The following is an 18192-nucleotide window of genomic DNA, read 5'->3' on the forward strand; positions in this document are numbered from 1 at the left end:
GAAATAGAACAGGCCTGTTCTATTTTCCGAAACACCCTATACACATACCTATTTCGAATTAGTACACGCCTGTTCTATTTTTCGGTACACCCTATACACATACCTATTTTGAATTAGTACACGCCTGTTCTATTTTCCACAACACCCTATATACATACCTATTTCGAATTAGTACACGCCTGTTCTATTTTTCAAAACACCCTATACACATACCTATTTTGAATTAGTACACGCCTGTTCTATTTTTCAAAACACCCTATACACATACCTATTTTGAATTAGTACACGCCTGTTCTATTTTCCCCATTCCCATATGAAATTTGTTTATTTTGACTATTTTTGATCAAAAGAGGTGAGGTTATCATTTTTTTGCGACTTTGGCCCTGCGGAGCCCGTAGGGCGGAGACAGACCCGGCCGGTGGAGTAAAAAAATGATAACCTTACCGACCTACGCAAAAATACGAAAATAAACAAATTCCATAAAAGTTATCCACAGATTGAATGACAATCTTCCTCATTTTTGGTACAATCATAATTGAAATTGGTAAAAAATATATATTTTTATAAGTTTTTTTCGGATAGTTTAGAAAAGTTATCCACATTTTTTCTCTTTTGACCTGTGAATAGTATAAACTCAGTATTTATAAGGTTAGAAGGGAATTTTATTTTCTCTTATTCACAAGTTGTGCACAGGTTATTCACAGGCATTTGTGGTTTTTCCACAGTTTTAGAATAAGTTATGCACATAATAACGAAAGTTATACACATTTTTAGTAAAAGTTATACACAAGAGGAACAAAATGCAAGCAGCTGATATTAATGATATATGGGAACGTATATTACAAGTAGCAAAACAAACACTGCCGCCTGCGATTTATTCAAGTTTGAGTACTTCTCTCATACCGATGAGTATAGATAATAATTCTATACACATTGGGGTTATGCAGAGTTTTATAAAAAGTGTCATCGAATCTCAGCAAACGGTAAGTAAGTTGTTAACAGATGCCATCAAGCAAGTGACAGGCAAAGAATTAAATATGGTTTTATTGGATTTGTTTCCACAAAAGGATGATGTTCCAACAGCACCGCATGTAGCAGATACTTTCACAGAGAATACTGCAGAAAATACTAGTACGAACACTATAGAAAATACGGTGGTAAGTGACGTGGACAATATCGATAAAAAATCCTCTAAACCTGCAAAGCAGGAGATTCCATATCAAGAGGAATTTTACACACCGGTGTACGCAGATCCTGTGTATATCCAGCGTAAAGAGGTGGACGAGTTAATTCCAGATGAACCGATGTTTCCTGTAGAGCAGCCACAAATGGTGCAAACGTTGCAATCTACGGATATTCCTATCGATTTGTCATCATCACAGCTCAACAGTGGGTATCGATTTGATAATTATATTACAGGCAATGCAAACCGCATTCCTTTTGGAGCAGCCCAAAATGTGTCGGAACATCCTGGTGGTGATTATAATCCGCTTTTTATTTACGGTCCATCGGGCCTCGGTAAAACGCATTTGATGCACGCCATCGGCAATGCCATCGTTGAAAGATATCCCAATCTCAAGGTAATGTGCACAACAAGCGAAAAGTTCATGAATTTATTTATTGAATCCATACGAAAGCGGCAAGGAGAGTTGTTCCGCAATACGTTCCGCAACATCGACGTATTGCTCATCGATGATATTCAGTTCTTGGAAAATAAAGAGGGCACGAAAACAGAGTTTTTCAACACCTTCAATGAATTATTGGACAATAACAAGCAAATCGTCCTCACCAGCGATACCATGCCAAACGATATGGATCAATTCGAAGAACGCTTACGTTCTAGATTCCAAGCGGGCTATGTGGCGACCATGGAAAATCCAGATTTGGAAACGCGTATCGCCATTTTGAAAGCCCTCGTTGAAAAGGAAAACAACAAGAATCGTAATCTCGTTATCGACAACGATGCCATCAACTACGTGGCGTTGCAATTCGATGAAAACATTCGCGTACTACAAGGGGCTTTCAATAAACTCATCGGTACTGCATCCTTAGAACAACGGACCAGCAGCATCGATTTGGAGTACACGAAGAAAACATTATCCGATATCATCACGACGGAACGGGTAACACTTATCGACATCGAGTCCATTCAAGACTTTATCAGTACCTATTTTAATATTAAGAAACAAGATTTGTTAGGCAAGAAACGGAAGGCTCAGTTCGCATTTCCACGGCAAATTGCCATGTATTTGTGCCGCGATGTGATTAATGAAAGCTACCCACAAATCGCAGCGGCTTTTTCCAGAGATCATACGACGATTTTGCATGCATACGATAAGATTAGCAAAGAAATCGACAAGAATCCAGAAACGAAACAGATTATCCTAGACATCAAATCTAAACTGTCATCACTCAACTAAAACGGGTGTGGATAACTCTGTGGATATGTTGTGTATAAATCTGTGGATATTGAGGAATTTAATATTTTCTGTGATTATGTGGATAACCTAAAACAAGGTATACACATACTTATCCACAACTGTGGAAACGCATGAAATCTAGAAAACTTTCACATGTACACACATTCACAGCGCCTACTACAAATACTACTAAACTAACAAACAAATCAAAAACATATTAGAAAACAGATCTATCGTTGATTATCTATAGAGCACCAACGAAAATCGCACAACGAATATTACAAACAAGGAGAGTATTTACGTTATGAACATCAAATTCCCTAAGGCCAATCTCCAAAAAGCCATTAACGTTCTACAAAAAGTATCACAAAATAAAACAAGTTCAAATCTACCAGGTTCCATTTATATAACAACAAAAAACAATCAAGTGGAACTACAAGGCAACGATTTTGAATTGGGCATTAAATTAACAATCGACGCCGATATCTTAGAACCAGGTACATTAGTGGTTGCTTCTCGTTACTTCCAAGAATTAATCCGCAAATTACCAGGTGAAACGATTCAATTGAGCAAACCTGAGGATGGCAATACGCTAAAAATCACATCCGGTTCCTCTGAATTTAATTTAGTAACCTTGCATCCAGATGATTTCTCCTTAGTAGAACAAATTCACGACCAAGATTATGTCAATATCGATAGTCAAGCTATGAAAGAACTTATCGACCTTACGAACTATGCAGCAGCAAGCGACGATGATCGCCCTGTATTTGCTGGTGCTTTGCTGGAAATCAAAGATGCAAACGACAAAGAAGTGACTATGGTTGCTACTGATACTCATCGTATGGCTGTTAAAAAGGTAACTATCGATGAACCTGCGACCTCCCCTATGCGCGTCATCATTCCAACAAAGGCTTTGGCAGAAGTATCTCGTTTATTGCCAACCGATAATCCTTCTATTATTAAAATCATTTGGAACCGTACACAAATCGTATTCATGTTCGAATCCATCTACATTATTTCCCGTTTAATCGAAGGCACGTACCCAGAATACGAAAAGGTAATTCCTGCTCAATTCGACTCCAGTGCCGTTGTAGACCGCAAGGACTTTGCCGGCGCTGTTGATCGCGTATCCTTGTTGGCAAAGGATATGAGTTATAACGTAATTCGCTATGACTGGTCCGAAGAACAAGTGACTTTATCCAGCCAAAATGCTGAAATTGGTATGGCGAAGGAAGAAATTCCTGTGGAATTTAAGGGCACACCATTCACGATTTCCTTTAATGGTCGTTATATTTCCGATATCTTGCGTCATAGCACAGGCGATAACATCCACATGTATTTAAAACAAAATGGTCCTGTTGTGATTCGCCAAGATAATAATCCGAACTATACGTACGTAGTAACACCTGTTCGTACAAATTCTTAATTCTGTAATTTGTCCACCATAGGAGGACGTTATGAAACAACAAACTGTACCAATCCATACGGAGTACATTCAAATCGATCAATTGCTTAAATTAGAAGGCGTCATTGAAACAGGGGGCCAAGTAAAAGGTCTTATCGATGATCAAGTACTTACATTAAATGGCGTCATCGTTACAGAAAAACGCAAAAAATGTCGCGTTGGCGATGTGATTGGTGTAGAAGGCCTCGATGTGGAATTCATCGTTATCAAAGAGGAGGCATAATCGGTGAGAATTAACTCACTGCAATTGTTCCAGTTTCGCAACTATAAGGATTTAACCCTTGATTTGCAGCCTGAAATCATCGTCTTGTACGGTACCAATGGGGCTGGTAAAACCAATATTTTAGAGGCTATTTACGTCGGTACCATTGGTAAAAGCCACCGCACAAATGATACGTCGGATATGCTTTTATTTAACGCTAATGAAGCGGGCATTGTGGTGAACTTTGAGAAAAAGGAGACACCACAAAAGGTTAATATCAAGCTATTTCGACAAGGTTCTAAGGATATCCGCTTAAATGATACTAAGATTTCGCAAAAGGAATTGATTGGTACTTTAAATACGGTCATCTTCTGCCCAGAGGATTTACAGCTCATCAAGGGCAGTCCATCGGGTCGTCGCAGATTTTTAGATATGGAAATATCCCAAACGAGCGCTACTTATTATCATCAATTATTGCAATATAATCGTTTATTGCAACAACGGAATACATTATTGAAGGAATATCGCGGTAAACAGAATATTCCTCTTGCTGAATGGGATGTACAATTGGCGGATATGGCGGCTTTCATCGTAAAAAAACGGATGGAAAGTTTAAAGAAAATCAATTTGCTTATCGATTTGATGAATCGTAAATTGACGGGAGGACTAGAAAATCTCACCATAGGCTATGAACAACCATATGGGGAAGAGGGTCATATGGTGTACACGAAGGAGGCCTTTTACGATTTACTGCAAGAGGCATTGCCTCAAGATCGTCATCGCATGACCACAAGCGTAGGTCCTCATCGCGATGATTTACGATTCTTTTCCGATGCTATCGATTTAAAAAAATTTGGATCCCAAGGGCAACAGCGGACGGCTGTGCTTTCACTAAAACTGAGCGAATTAGAATTCATCAAATCCGAAGTAGGCGAATATCCTGTATTGCTCTTAGATGATGTGTTGAGCGAGCTCGACGAGGCGAGACGGAACAATTTGTTGCAGTTCATTCATAAACGCATTCAAACCGTCATTACCACGACGGATATACATGATTTTGAAAACATGCAAGGTGTTCAATTTATTCAATGTCAGGAGGGGCACATCCATTATGGAAAGCCTTGAAATGTGCTTACCTGGTGGCCTACATGAATTAGGTTTACTAGAACAATTTAAACTGAATACACTCATTCATCATTGGCGTGATGTGGTGGGCCCCATTTATGCTGGTCATACGCGCATTATCGACATCAAACCTCCGAAAATTGTGCTCAGCGCGGATAATTCGCAGTGGATGCAAGAGGTTAAGATGAACCAAAAACGCATCCTTAAGGCCATTAATGACTATTACAAAAGTGATATCATCACTGAAATGGGCCTTATCATGCATCGGCAGAGCTATGTGAAAGAAACGGTGAATACTGAAATTTTGAAAATAGACATGCCCGACATCGATGGCTATATCGACATGTCGAAAATCGTCTTGTCAAATGATGATATGAAATCTATTGATGCTATGGTTGAAAGCTTAGCAGAAGATACATTAAAAGAACCGTTTCGAAAGGTGCTCATTAGCAGCCGCAAAAAGGAAATCTATTTGCTAGAACACGGCTATCATCGATGCGAGCGCTGTCATACGTTGATGAGCAGGCAAACAAAATATTGTGTATCCTGCGAATATGAAATACATCGCAATCATATTAATGATATAAAAACACAAATCAGACGACGTCCATACATAAAATATAGCGAAGCTCAACAATACATCAAATGCACCTTTAAAGACTTTTCCATAGCCATGCGAGAATTGATTTATTTTTATTTAGATAAGGTCTACCATGGGTCTACGAGCCGAAACCATATGTACATGGCCACCATGCTCATCACCCATAAACGGCTTGAAGAACTGACAGACCAGCACGTTATCAACTTGTGTAATAAATACCGATCAAAATTCCTTAGCGAAGAAAAAATTAAAGAGCTAAATATGCTAATGGGTATATTGGAATAGCATTAGGATGTATGAGGTGGATAGGGAGTACTTTCGCAGCGACTTTGGCCCTGCGGAGCCCGTAGGGCGTAGACAGACCCGGCCGGTGGAGCGAGAAAGCACTCCCTATCCACCTCAAAAGAATAAGGAGATTTATGTACTTACATATTGGCGATAATTTTAGCATCCCTATGAATTCAATTCTTACGATGATTCATGCGGAGTCTGGTAAGCATCATAGGACGGGCATTTCTCATTATGACGCAGAGGTTATATACATTGTGCCCGAGGATAAGGTAAAGACGTATATTGTAACAGATGATGGTGTGTATGCATCTGGTATATCACTTAAAACGCTTAAAAAACGGATTGATGAGTTTTATATGCTTTTAAGTAGCAAATTATAGGGCTTTCACGATATAAGCAATCTATAGTATAATAAAGAGATAATCTAGCACCGCAGATGTGTTGTGTATTAGCATATTGCGGTTTATGTCGTTAGGAGGAGTTTGTTTAATGGCTGAAGAAAATTATGGCGCTCAGAATATACAAGTTCTTGAGGGTCTAGATGCGGTCCGTAAACGCCCAGGGATGTACATTGGTAGTACGTCCATTCGCGGTTTGCATCACCTCGTTTATGAAGTAGTAGACAATTCAGTGGACGAAGCGCTCGCAGGGTATGCGACGCATATCGAAGTATCCATTAATGAAGATAATAGTATTACCGTTGTCGATGATGGTCGTGGTATTCCAACAGGAATGCATGAGTCCGGCATGTCTGCGGTAGAGTTGGTTTTAACAAAATTGCATGCTGGCGGTAAATTCGGCGGTGGCGGCTATAAGGTGTCCGGCGGTCTTCACGGTGTAGGTATTTCCGTAGTCAATGCGTTGAGTGAATGGACTAAGGTTCAAGTATCTCAAAATGGCATCATTCAAGAAATCGATTTTGCGCGCGGTCACAAAACATCTGAATTGCACGAAATCGGCAAGGCTGAAGGTACTGGTACAACTGTTATTTTTAAACCTGATTCTGAAATTTTTGAAACGACGGTGTTCAATTTCGATACATTGAAAATTCGTTTACAAGAATTGGCATTCCTTAACAAAGGTCTTCGCATCACATTGAGTGATTTGCGCCAAGAGGAACCTCGCATTGAAAGCTTCCATTACGAAGGTGGTTTAAGTTCTTTCATTACATTCTTGAACGAAAACAAGGAAGTTGTTAACCCAACTGTTATAGACATCGAAAATACAAAGGATGACGTTGTGGTAGACGTGGCGTTGCAATACAACGATAGTTACAGCGAAAACTTGTTGTCCTTCGTAAACAACATCAATACTGTTGACGGCGGTACCCATTTATCCGGTTTCCGTGCTGCCTTGACGCGTACCCTCAATGATTATGGCCGTAAATCCGGTTTGATCAAGGAAAATGAAAGTAATCTTTCCGGCGAGGATGTACGTGAAGGTTTGACAGCGGTTGTGTCTGTGAAAGTATTAGAACCTCAGTTCGAAGGTCAAACTAAAACGAAACTTGGCAATAGCGAAGTTAAAGGTATTACCGATGTTATCGTATCTGAAGGTCTTAAAACATTCTTTGAAGAACATCCACAAGATGCGAAGAAAATCATCGAAAAAGCAACGATGGCAAGCCGTGCTCGTGAGGCTGCTCGTAAGGCCCGCGACTTAACACGCCGTAAAAATGCGTTGGAAGTATCTAGCCTTCCTGGTAAATTGGCAGATTGCTCTGAAAAAGATACATCTATGACAGAAATTTATCTAGTCGAAGGTGATTCTGCGGGCGGTTCTGCAAAACAAGGTCGCGATCGTCGTTACCAAGCGATTTTACCATTGCGTGGTAAAATCCTTAACGTAGAAAAAGCGCGTCTTGATAAGATTTTAGCGAATAACGAAATTCGTTCCATGATTACCGCATTCGGTACAGGCATTGGCGACGAATTCGATATTACAAAATCCCGTTATAACAAGATCATCATTATGACAGATGCGGACGTTGACGGCGCTCACATCCGTACATTGCTTCTCACATTCTTCTACCGCTATATGAAACCATTAGTAGAAGAAGGCCATATCTACATCGCACAACCGCCTTTATACCAAATCAAAAAAGGCAAATCTCATTGGTATGTGTACTCTGATGCAGAACTTACGGCTAAGCTTGATGAAGTAGGCCGTGATGGTATTACAATTCAACGTTACAAAGGTTTAGGTGAAATGAATCCTGAACAATTATGGGAAACAACAATGAACCCTGAAAATCGTACGATTTTACAAGTTAGTTTAGAGGATTCTATCGAAGCTGATAAAATCTTTACGGTGCTCATGGGCGACAAGGTTGAACCTCGACGTAAATTTATTGAAGATAACGCAAAATATGTGCGCAATCTAGATTTGTAAGAGGTGACCCATGGCAGATAATCAGAATACTAACGTAGAGTATACTTCTAATACTCAAAAACATTTAAAACGATCCCTCAAAGCGCGTCATATGAATATGATCGCCTTGGGTGGTGCCATCGGTACAGGCTTATTCGTAGCCGGTGGTGAAGTAGTAAGTACGGCTGGTCCTGGTGGTGCTCTTGTGGCCTATGGCCTCATCGGCATCATGGTATATTTCCTCATGACATCCCTTGGGGAAATGGCGACGTACTTGCCAATTCCAGGTTCTTTCGGAACCTACGCAAAACGCTATGTAGACCCTGCCTTTGGCTTTGCCTTAGGTTGGAACTACTGGTTTAACTGGGCTATTACATTGGCTGCCGAAGTATTGGCAGGGGCGCTCATCATGAAATATTGGTTCCCTGACATACCGGCCATCGTTTGGTCCGCATTATTCCTGTTAATTCTATTTGGGCTTAATTATTTGTCCACTCGTTCCTTTGGTGAAAGCGAGTACGTATTCTCGTCCATCAAGGTTATTACCGTTTTCGTATTCCTATTCTGTGGCTTTATGCTCATCTTTGGTATCGGAGGTACATCCCCTGGATTTGAGAATTGGACAGTAGGGGAAGCACCATTCGTAGGAGGTTGGGAATCCATCCTTGCTATCTTCATGGTGGCTGGTTTCTCCTTCCAAGGTACTGAGCTTATCGGCGTAGCCGCTGGGGAAGCAGAAGACCCTGAAAAGAACGTGCCAAAAGCGATTAACTCCATCTTCTGGCGCATCCTATTGTTCTATATTGGGGCTTTCATAGTTATCGGTTTCCTCATTCCTTACACTGATCCAAACCTATTGAATTCCAGTGTAGAAAACGTATCCATTTCTCCATTTACACTCGTATTTGACCGTTTTGGATTCGCGTTTGCAGCTAGCTTTATCAATGCTATCATCTTAACTGCCGTATTGAGTGCTGGTAACTCTGGCCTCTATTCCTCTACGCGTATGCTTTACGCACTCGCTAAGGAAGGTCAAGCACCACAAATCTTTGCAAAACTCAACAAACGCGGCGTTCCAGTTCCTGCATTGGTATTGACTACAGCCATTGGCTTGTTTGCATTCCTTACAAGCTTTATCGGCGAAGGTACAGCGTATACATGGATTGTTAACATCTCCGGCCTTTGCGGTTTCATCGCTTGGGTAGGTATTGCCATTTCCCATTATCGCTTCCGCCGTGCGTTTATTGCACAAGGTAGAGACCTTAAAGAATTGCCTTACAAGGCGTGGTTGTTCCCAGTTGGTCCAATCTTGGCGTTCATCTTATGCGTTATCATCATCTGTGGCCAAAACTACTCCGCTTTCACAGGCGATACCATCGACTGGTACGGCGTATCCGTTGCATATATCGGATTGCCTATCTTCTTCGCTGTTTACCTAGGTTACAAATACATCAACAAAACTAAACTCGTTCCGTTGAAAGAAGTAAATCTAGACCGCGATTTTGACAAATAAAAACGCAATACAATTAGACCTATTCATTATGAAAGTAGTGAATAGGTCTTTTTTTGTACATGCAGTATTAGGTTATTGTTTTTATATGAAAGCTATCATTATGAGATTGTTTTTCTATAAAAGCCTTGCTATAATGAATCAAAATATATTGTAGTTAATTAGAGAGGATATAATTATGATTATTACCACAACTATGCATATTGAAAACAAACCTGTACAAGAGTACAAAGGTATCGTATTTGGTGAGGTCGTAGAAGGCCGTAACTTTGTAAAAGATTTCATGTCTGGTATTCGTGACATCGTTGGTGGCCGCAGCGGAAGCTATGAAGATTCCTTAATGAGTGCACGCCAAGCAGCAATCGATGAAATGGCAAAACGAGCTAGCAAAATTGGTGCTAACGCCGTTATTGGCGTATCATTCCAATACAGCACCGTAGGGGCACAAAATGGTATGCTTATGGTGACATGTAATGGGACAGCCGTTGTAATTTAATAAGGGGAAAAAGCTGAGCATGACTTCTATGCTCCACCGGCCGGGTCTGACTACGCCCTTCGGGCTCCGCAGGGCCAAAGTCGCATAGAAGTCATGCTCAGCTTTCCTTATTAAATACGACAGGCTAAATTAGAGAAAAAGGCAGCAGATCACAAAATCTGCTGCCTTTTAGTGTGCAATAATGGGGCTCTTAAAAAATTAGAACAGGCGTGTACTAATTTAAGAAAGGTGTGTATAGTGCTTTTTAGAAATAGAACAGGCGTGTACTAATTTAAGAAAGGTATGTATAGTGCTTTTTAGAAATAGAACAGGCGTGTAGTAATTTAATAAAGGTGTGTATGGTGCTTTTTAGAAATAGAACAGGCGTGTAGTAATTTAATAAAGGTGTGTATAGTGCTTTTTAGAAATAGAACAGGCGTGTACTAATTTAAAAAAGGTATGTATGGTGCTCTTAAAAAATAGAACAGGCCTGTTCTATTTTAAAATAGGGATATGTATGTAAGGCAATATAAAACAGCAGGGCTGCCACCCTGCTGTTTTTTCTTTGTTGCGTGAATACATTGCAACTTATTTATTTCCCTTGTCAAAGTTATATTAACATTATCAGAATTAGTAGTCAATCAATTATTAGATTGATAATAGATATCTATTTATATTATTTATTTAACCTTATACCATGTTGCGTACATAACTGGTAGTACGATGAGTGTTAGTATGGTTGCTACGAGTAGACCGCCGCTGAATGCGATGGCGAGTGGGCTCCAGAATACGGATCCCATGAGTGGTATCATACCAAGGATGGCCGCAATGGCGGTTAGCATGATTGGTCTGAAACGCAATGTAGCGGAGTTGATAATGGCTTCGCGGGCAGATTGTCCTTCGGCGCGGTGAATTTCGATTTGGTCCAACAGGATGATGGAGTTACGAATAATCATGCCGGAGAGGGCAATGATGCCGAGTATGGCCATAAATCCAAGTGGTGTACGCGTAATATTTAAGGCCAGTACAACACCGATGAGTCCAAGCGGAGCTGTAAATAGGGCCATAAACATAAGGGCAATTCTCTTTAATTGGAACATGAGAATCGTCATGATTGCAAAGAGCATGATTGGCATTGGCATGAGCAATTTTTGTACAGCAGTGACGCTCTTTTCAGCAGAACCATCGAGATCAATAGTATAGCCAGTTGGTAAGTCTTGACGATATTCAGCAAGTTTATTGTAAATTTCTTTCGTCTTAGCATTGCCGAGCACGCCAGGTCCTACATTAGCATGAATGCTAATGGTTGGCATCATGTTGCGGTGCCAAATAATGCCTTCCTCTTGGCTCATAGAAATCGTTGCGATTTGGCTGAGCGGTACATAGGAACCATTTCCTGTTTGGATTGGTAATGATGAAAGTGCCGCCAAGTTGTGATTTTCATTGCCGCTTAATCTGAAAGTAACAGGAATAGTTTGGTTTCCTTCGTAGTATTCACCGGATTTTGTACCGGATAATAAACTTTGTAGATGAAGCGATACGGCATAACTATTAATGCCTAGCATACGCGCTTTATCTGGGTCAATGTGGATTTGAGCAACTGGCTCTGTATCCGGCCAATCGAAGGCGATATTATGTAAATCTTTATCCTCCTGCATTTTGGCTTTCACATCATTTGCAATCGTTTTAACCTCAGATGCATCAGGACCTGATACGCGGAGCATAACAGGGTATTTGGACGGCGGTCCGATTTGGACGAATTGCATATTGATGAGCGCCGATGGATATTGATCGTTTAGTTGATCTTGTAAATCCTTGAATAATGCATCTCGATCCTCTAAGGATTTGGTAACGATGATGGTTTGCATGAAATTAGCACGTGGCAATTCTGGTTCTAAGGTCAATACAAACCGCGGTGACCCTTCGCCTACATAGGTGGTGAAATGGTCGATATGTTCATTATCCTTTAACAAAGCATCCAATGATTTAGCTTGGTTTTGGGTATAATCGATGGATGAGCTTTGAGGAAATTGCATGGATACGATGATTTCATTCCGTGTCGACGATGGGAAAAATTCCTGTTTGATGAGAGGGAATGAAAGCAAGGACAAGATGAAAGCCCCTAATGTTAGGAGTAATACGGCCTTATGATGACCTAGTGCCCAGTGAAGGAGACTTTCAAAACGAGCATAAAAAACGGTTTTCAAACGATGCATGATATGATCGCGACGAGTCCATTCCGACTCGGGTTTTTCATCCTTGTTTTCGATGATTTTATAGCCTAGCACCGGACTGACCAGAACGGACGCAATCCAGGATAGGATGAGGGCCATGAAGACAACAATGGAAAGGGATTTCGTGAATTCCGCAACCATGCCCTCCGCCAAGGCGAGAGGTAAGAAGCCGGCACAGGTAATGAGAGTGCCAGACAGCATTGGAAAGGCCGTTGATTCATAGGCAAACGTAGCGGCGCGCCAGTGATTAAAGCCTTCTTCGAGCTTAACGCTCATCATTTCCACGACGATGATGGCATCATCAACGAGCAGGCCCAGTGCCAAAATGAGGGCGCCAAGGCTAACCTTATGCAAATAAATGCCATTTTCATACATCAGTACGAATGTCGTAGACACGACGACCGGAATGGTGAGGGCCACCACGATACCGGTGCGAATGCCGAGGGATGCAAAGCTGACGAGCAATACGATGGCGATGGCTTCGAATAAAGATTGCGAGAAATCGCCAATGGATTCCTTAACAATGTGCGGCTGATTCGACACTTGGTCGAGGCTTAAGCCTGCAGGAATCGTTGTTTTTAGCTCTTTCAGTTTCGTATCGATAGCCTTACCAAATTCGATATTATTGGCGCCTGCATCCATGGAAATGGCGATGCCAATGGCTGGCTTGCCTTCGTAGTAGAATTGAGGACTGGATGGATCCTTATAGGTCATCGTTACGTCTGCAATATCGCCGAGTCGAATTGTTTGGTTATTGATGCGAATCGGCATATTTTTGACCGCATCCACGCTATCAAAGACGCCGTTAATGCGTAAATATACATTATTCGTATCCGTATTGACCATGCCCGCCGGCACCATGGCGCTTTGCTGTTTAAGGGCCGTCAATAATTGTTGCGTGCTCACCTGATACGATGCGAGCTTGTCCTTGTTAATCGTTACATCCAAGGACTTTTCTTGCACCCCGATGAGAGTGATCTTCTTAACGTTCGGAACGGATAAGAGTTGCCGTTTTAAATTTTCCGCCTGTTGTCGTTTTTCTTCGTACGAGAATTCGTCACCTGAAAGTGCGTAAATGGTGCCATATACATCATCGAATCGATCGTTGATAGATGGGCCTTGCACACCGGATGGCAAAGATTTCCATTCGTCATTGATCATATTCCGCGCTTCTTCCCAAGCGGGACGAATCTTATTTGATGGCAAATCTTCTTTTAGATTGATATAAATAACGGATTTGCTACCATCTGTGAAAGACTTCGTATAATCTACACCTGGCAAATCTCGTAGCTTTTCTTCGAGCTTGTCCGTTACTTGATCTGACATTTGTTGCGGTGAAGCACCGGGCCATGAGACACCCACAACCATGGTACGCATCGTAAAGTCTGGGTCTTCCATACGTCCCATGTGGGTGAACGAGAATATACCAAAGGTGAGGAGTACAGCAATGAAGTAGTAGATAATGGATTTATGGCGTAACGCCCAATCTGCTAAATTAAACTTCTTCATTTATGCACCGCCGTTCCTTCTTGTAATTGTTGGGTTCCTGCGGTGATGACGATATCCCCTTTAGCGAGGCCATTTTTAACAATGACCGAATTATTACCAAATTCGCCAGTTTGAATAGGAACGAGATGTGCTTTGTTGTCTCGAATGACATAGACTGCATTATTACCTTGTTTGTCTTTCACCAACGCCGTCAACGGTATGGAGATATCCGTTGTATCCGTTTGATTGAGGATGGCATTGATAGTCATACCGAGTTGCACCTCTTTTGGAGGATTTTGCAATGTAATTTTGACCGTATACGTCCGCGCTACAGGGTCTGGAACCGGTGAAATTTCACGAACAATACCTTGTACTTTCAAATCAGGCAAAGCCCAAAATGTGATGGTTGCCGTGCTACCAGGGTGAATTTTACTCATTTCCTGTTCTGGCAAAGCGATGACCGCCTCAGGTTCGTGACCGGCCGCCAAGGTACCTATTGCCTGGCCTGCTGCTACGACCTGACCGGCCTCGACATTGAGAGCCGTAATAATACCGCTGTCTGGAGCAACCAAAGTAGTATAACTATTTTGATTGTTACTCAAATTGAGACCTGCTTGGGCCTGTTGCAACTGAGCTTTCGCCGCATTCAGTTGATTTTCAGCCTGATCCAATTGCAATTTGCTGATAGCCTGCTCAGCGTACAAAGCGCGATATCTTTCAGCATTCGTACTAGCTAAATCATAGGCCGATTGCGCCGCTGTAACAGCACCTTGCGCATTTTGCACCTGACTCGCCGTATCAGCGCCATTAATCTGAGCAATTATCTGACCGGCCTGCACAGCAGTGCCCACACTGACAAACTTATTAATCACGCGGCCGCCCACCTGGAATGCCAGATTCGTTTCCGTCCGATTCTTGATGGTTCCCGAATACCCAGCACTCGTCGTGCCAGCCTCTTCGCCAATCGTAATCGTCCGTACCTTGAGACTCGTATCATGATCATCTTGATTCGACCCACAACCGCCGATGATGAGTGCACTCATCAACAGAGCCGTGGTCAAACCTAATACACTACGATTCATAATCCTCTCCTTCACACACGTAATAGAGATTATTGTAAAAGCAATAACTACTATGAAATATATATTTTATACAATTAAATAATACTATATATTAGATAAAAATTCTATAAGGATATTAATTATATTAGAAAATATATATGTTAATTAACTACAACGGTGTACCTTGTCCCAAAGCCGACACGCTACTGTTAGAAAATATATATGTTTTCTAAATTTAGTAACTGCGAGGCACCTTCCTAAAACCTCCAGCTACCTTAACGGTCTGCGCCTGATGGCTTGAAGAATATAGCTTAGCAATATCAAAGGACTGGCTCGCCCCAAAGCCGACACGCTACTGCGCTTCGCGGAGCCCGAAGTCGTTTTGGGACAAGCCAGTCCTTTTTTACTGCAAATCTGAATTTGAAAAATACAAACATATATATTTTCTAATATGAGGAGGAGGGGACCTTCGGGGAGAAATTTAGGTTATAATAGTTTTTGATAAAGGTTGGTGGAATTATGAAACAAGAAAAAGACAGAGAAGTATATAATCAAAAAACATTAGAAGCAATGAAAGAAGCAAAGAAAATAGCTAGAGATTTGAAATACCCTAGTTATAAAACGTTAGAAGAACTAAAAAGAGCTTTAGATGATTAAGTTAACCAAGTTGTGCAACAAACGTAGAATAGAAGATGAGAGAACCCCTCCTGAAAACGACTTCGGGCTCCGTGTAGCGTGTCTCTCTCATAGATTATGTTTAACCAGTTGTGCGAACTACAGTAAGAGTGAAAAAGCCACATGGTGCTACCAAAACGACTTCGGGTCTCGCTTTAGCGTGTTTCTCTCATAGATTATGTTTAACCAGTTGTGCGAATTACAGTAGAAATGAAAATTTGAGCACGTAGGATCATAGGATATTAGTAATAAAAAAATAGACTTCCAAAAACGACTTTGGCCCTGCGGAGGCCGTAGGCCGGAGTCAGACCCGGCCTGTCTATCCACAATAGATTATGTTAATAAAGTTGTGCAACAAACGTAGAATAGAAGATGAGAAAATCCCTCTTGAAAACGACTTCGGGCTCCGCGTAGCGCAGTAGCGTGTCGGCTTTCAAGAGGGGTTCTCTCATCCATTTTTATTCTTCTGTTTGTTCCACAACTGGTTCAACATAACTAACCAAAATTTTGTCTATCCGTGTATTATCCATGTCCACGATTTCGAATGTGTATCCGTCCCAGGTGGTTTTGTCGCCTTCCCGTGGGATTCTACCGAATAGTAGGTTCATGAGGCCGCCCAGTGTTTTGTAGAGGTCGTCTTCTTCGCGTGGTAGTTCTTTGTCGATGTGGAAAAATTCTTTAAATTCGTCTACGTCGAGTAGACCGTCTACGAGCCAAGTGCCGTCTTCGCGTTCGACGATGCGGTTTTCTTCTTCTTGGCGCTCTTCTTCGCCGGATGGCATGAGGCCAACGATTTCTTCCATGATGTCATGCAAGGTAACGAGGCCGCTAAAGCCACCGTATTCGTCGAGAACGATAGTTTCATGAACACCTTCGTTACGCAATGTATTGAGCAATTTCATAAGAGAAATGGACTCAGGTACGAGCAATGGTTCTTTCAAGCAAGAATGAATCACATGATGTAAGGATTTTTCTCCTTGTAAGCATTGGACCATAACATCGGTTACATTGATCATACCTCGTAATTCATCGAGAGAGTCTTCACCTACAGGAATACGATATTGATTTGCTGTTTTAAGCACTTCCATGATTTCTTCTTCTGAAGAATTTAAATCAATCCATTTTAGCTGTGTTCGCGGTGTCATGACATCGCCTGCGTTCATATCGGCTAGATGGAAAATGTTTTCTACGAGGATAGGTTCTTCTTCTTCATAAGCACCCATAGCAACACCTTCGGTGAGCATTTTGTTGATTTCAGACTCTGTAACAGGAGCCTCTTCTTTTATGGTAACGCCTAGTAATTTTAATAAAAATTCCGTAGAAATACCGAGGAAGCTAACAATTGGTTTTAGTGCTACTGATAGCCAGTAAATTGGTTTTGCTACCACTACTGCGATACTTTCAGGACTATTTAAAGCCAAGCGTTTTGGCACAAGTTCACCGATAACGAGGGATAAATAGGTAATAATCGCAACGATGATAAATGAGCTAAAGGATGTAGCATACGGTTCAATACTTGGAACATGAGCTACTAAAAATTCCTCTAATGGAGCGGAAAATGTCGCACCGGAATACAAGCCTGTTAAAATACCAACGAGAGTAATACCAATTTGAATGGTAGAAAACATATTATTAGGTTTTTCTGCTAATTCAAAGGCTTTTTTAGCCCGTTCATTACCTGCTTCACCCATCTCTTCGAGACGGCGTTTTTTAGCATTGACGATGGCTAACTCTGTCATGGAAAATAAGCCATTGGCGATGATTAATATTATAATAATTATAAAATCTAAGGTCAGATCACTGTCCATGTAAGTAAATACTCCTTTTTATGAGATACAATTCTGCACATGAGAAAATTGAAATATTACTCTTTAGTATATCATATTCGAATCATATATGGTAAATAGCGCAAAAAGAGGAGGGGTGCCACCCTCCTCTTTTGTTATTGTCTTTAGACTGGTTCGCGACGTAGTCGCGAATCATAAAACCACCCGCTATGCGGGTGCGGCAACGAAAGTTATACAAAAAAATCACCTTGCTTAAGTATAATGTAGGTGTTCAAGCCGCATTATATACAAAAGAAAGGTGATTTTATATGGCAACAAAGACACAGAGCCTTGCGCACACAAAATGGTTATGCAAATACCACATAGTATTTACACCTAAGTATAGACGTAAAGTTATATATAATCAATACAGAAATAGTTTACTTGAAATACTGAGACGTTTATGTGAATATAAGGGCGTCAAGATTATAGAGGGGGAGCTTATGGCA

The 18192-nt window shown here is 41.2% G+C and carries 14 protein-coding genes; 11 read left to right on the top strand and 3 right to left on the bottom strand.

Features of this window, described 5'->3' with window-relative positions:
* Positions 1–800 precede the first annotated feature (800 nt).
* From dnaA to VAHSUH02_RS08590, 9 genes are all read left to right on the top strand, one after another.
* Positions 801–2420, top strand: a complete 1620-nt coding sequence (gene dnaA / locus VAHSUH02_RS08550; protein WP_005375920.1) for a chromosomal replication initiator protein DnaA — start codon at positions 801–803, stop codon at positions 2418–2420.
* 304 nt (positions 2421–2724) lie between these two features.
* Entirely contained in the window at positions 2725–3846 is a 1122-nt protein-coding gene (gene dnaN / locus VAHSUH02_RS08555; protein ID WP_005379445.1) for a DNA polymerase III subunit beta, read from the top strand.
* 31 nt (positions 3847–3877) lie between these two features.
* Positions 3878–4108 (top strand): RNA-binding S4 domain-containing protein, encoded by a 231-nt coding sequence (locus VAHSUH02_RS08560; RefSeq protein WP_005382938.1) that lies wholly within the window; start codon positions 3878–3880, stop codon positions 4106–4108.
* Between the two features lie 3 nt (positions 4109–4111).
* A complete protein-coding gene (gene recF / locus VAHSUH02_RS08565; RefSeq protein WP_005382939.1) occupies positions 4112–5212 on the top strand; it encodes a DNA replication/repair protein RecF in 1101 nt (366 codons plus the stop codon).
* Positions 5199–6098, top strand: coding sequence for a DciA family protein (locus VAHSUH02_RS08570; RefSeq protein WP_005382940.1), 900 nt, complete (start codon positions 5199–5201; stop codon positions 6096–6098). The genes recF and VAHSUH02_RS08570 overlap by 14 nt, the downstream gene beginning before the upstream one ends.
* 134 nt (positions 6099–6232) lie before the next feature.
* Positions 6233–6484, top strand: coding sequence for an extracellular matrix regulator RemB (gene remB, locus VAHSUH02_RS08575; RefSeq protein WP_005382941.1), 252 nt, complete (start codon positions 6233–6235; stop codon positions 6482–6484).
* A gap of 109 nt (positions 6485–6593) precedes the next feature.
* On the top strand, positions 6594–8495 hold the full coding sequence (gyrB, locus tag VAHSUH02_RS08580; protein WP_005380316.1) for a DNA topoisomerase (ATP-hydrolyzing) subunit B: 1902 nt from the start codon (positions 6594–6596) through the stop codon (positions 8493–8495).
* Between the two features lie 10 nt (positions 8496–8505).
* A complete protein-coding gene (locus tag VAHSUH02_RS08585; protein WP_005382942.1) occupies positions 8506–9987 on the top strand; it encodes an amino acid permease in 1482 nt (493 codons plus the stop codon).
* A gap of 175 nt (positions 9988–10162) precedes the next feature.
* Positions 10163–10480 (top strand): YbjQ family protein, encoded by a 318-nt coding sequence (locus tag VAHSUH02_RS08590; RefSeq protein WP_005375828.1) that lies wholly within the window; start codon positions 10163–10165, stop codon positions 10478–10480.
* Positions 10481–11139: 659 nt separating this feature from the next.
* Here VAHSUH02_RS08590 and VAHSUH02_RS08595 read toward each other — a convergent pair.
* Together VAHSUH02_RS08595 and VAHSUH02_RS08600 are read right to left on the bottom strand one after the other, a co-directional pair.
* Entirely contained in the window at positions 11140–14202 is a 3063-nt protein-coding gene (locus VAHSUH02_RS08595; RefSeq protein ID WP_005383187.1) for an efflux RND transporter permease subunit, read from the bottom strand.
* Positions 14199–15263, bottom strand: a complete 1065-nt coding sequence (locus VAHSUH02_RS08600) for an efflux RND transporter periplasmic adaptor subunit (RefSeq protein WP_005383189.1) — start codon at positions 15261–15263, stop codon at positions 14199–14201. The genes VAHSUH02_RS08595 and VAHSUH02_RS08600 overlap by 4 nt, the downstream gene beginning before the upstream one ends.
* 498 nt (positions 15264–15761) lie before the next feature.
* Here VAHSUH02_RS08600 and VAHSUH02_RS09715 point away from each other — a divergent pair, with 498 nt between their 5' ends.
* The gene (locus tag VAHSUH02_RS09715; protein WP_005379737.1) at positions 15762–15899 is read left to right on the top strand and encodes a hypothetical protein; all 138 of its coding nucleotides are present in this window, start codon (positions 15762–15764) and stop codon (positions 15897–15899) included.
* Positions 15900–16375: 476 nt separating this feature from the next.
* Here VAHSUH02_RS09715 and VAHSUH02_RS08605 read toward each other — a convergent pair whose 3' ends face one another.
* The gene (locus VAHSUH02_RS08605; protein ID WP_005383190.1) at positions 16376–17725 is read right to left on the bottom strand and encodes a hemolysin family protein; all 1350 of its coding nucleotides are present in this window, start codon (positions 17723–17725) and stop codon (positions 16376–16378) included.
* Between the two features lie 287 nt (positions 17726–18012).
* Between VAHSUH02_RS08605 and tnpA the strand changes: the two genes are divergently transcribed.
* Positions 18013–18192, top strand: a 180-nt coding sequence (gene tnpA / locus VAHSUH02_RS08610; protein ID WP_146104603.1) for an IS200/IS605 family transposase, incomplete at its 3' end; no start/stop codon positions are given.

The organism is Veillonella atypica KON, assembly GCF_002959915.1.
In the GTDB taxonomy this organism is placed as follows: domain Bacteria; phylum Bacillota; class Negativicutes; order Veillonellales; family Veillonellaceae; genus Veillonella; species Veillonella atypica.

What these genes read in the sequence shown, in the direction of transcription:
- dnaN (WP_005379445.1), top strand. Translation starts at nt 2,725, where the DNA reads ATGAACATCAAATTCCCTAAGGCCAATCTCCAAAAAGCCATTAACGTT.
- VAHSUH02_RS08595 (WP_005383187.1), bottom strand. Translation starts at nt 14,202, where the DNA reads ATGAAGAAGTTTAATTTAGCAGATTGGGCGTTACGCCATAAATCCATT.
- VAHSUH02_RS09715 (WP_005379737.1), top strand. Translation starts at nt 15,762, where the DNA reads ATGAAACAAGAAAAAGACAGAGAAGTATATAATCAAAAAACATTAGAA.
- remB (WP_005382941.1), top strand. Translation starts at nt 6,233, where the DNA reads ATGTACTTACATATTGGCGATAATTTTAGCATCCCTATGAATTCAATT.
- VAHSUH02_RS08605 (WP_005383190.1), bottom strand. Translation starts at nt 17,725, where the DNA reads ATGGACAGTGATCTGACCTTAGATTTTATAATTATTATAATATTAATC.
- VAHSUH02_RS08600 (WP_005383189.1), bottom strand. Translation starts at nt 15,263, where the DNA reads ATGAATCGTAGTGTATTAGGTTTGACCACGGCTCTGTTGATGAGTGCA.
- dnaA (WP_005375920.1), top strand. Translation starts at nt 801, where the DNA reads ATGCAAGCAGCTGATATTAATGATATATGGGAACGTATATTACAAGTA.
- VAHSUH02_RS08585 (WP_005382942.1), top strand. Translation starts at nt 8,506, where the DNA reads ATGGCAGATAATCAGAATACTAACGTAGAGTATACTTCTAATACTCAA.
- VAHSUH02_RS08560 (WP_005382938.1), top strand. Translation starts at nt 3,878, where the DNA reads ATGAAACAACAAACTGTACCAATCCATACGGAGTACATTCAAATCGAT.
- gyrB (WP_005380316.1), top strand. Translation starts at nt 6,594, where the DNA reads ATGGCTGAAGAAAATTATGGCGCTCAGAATATACAAGTTCTTGAGGGT.
- VAHSUH02_RS08570 (WP_005382940.1), top strand. Translation starts at nt 5,199, where the DNA reads ATGGAAAGCCTTGAAATGTGCTTACCTGGTGGCCTACATGAATTAGGT.
- VAHSUH02_RS08590 (WP_005375828.1), top strand. Translation starts at nt 10,163, where the DNA reads ATGATTATTACCACAACTATGCATATTGAAAACAAACCTGTACAAGAG.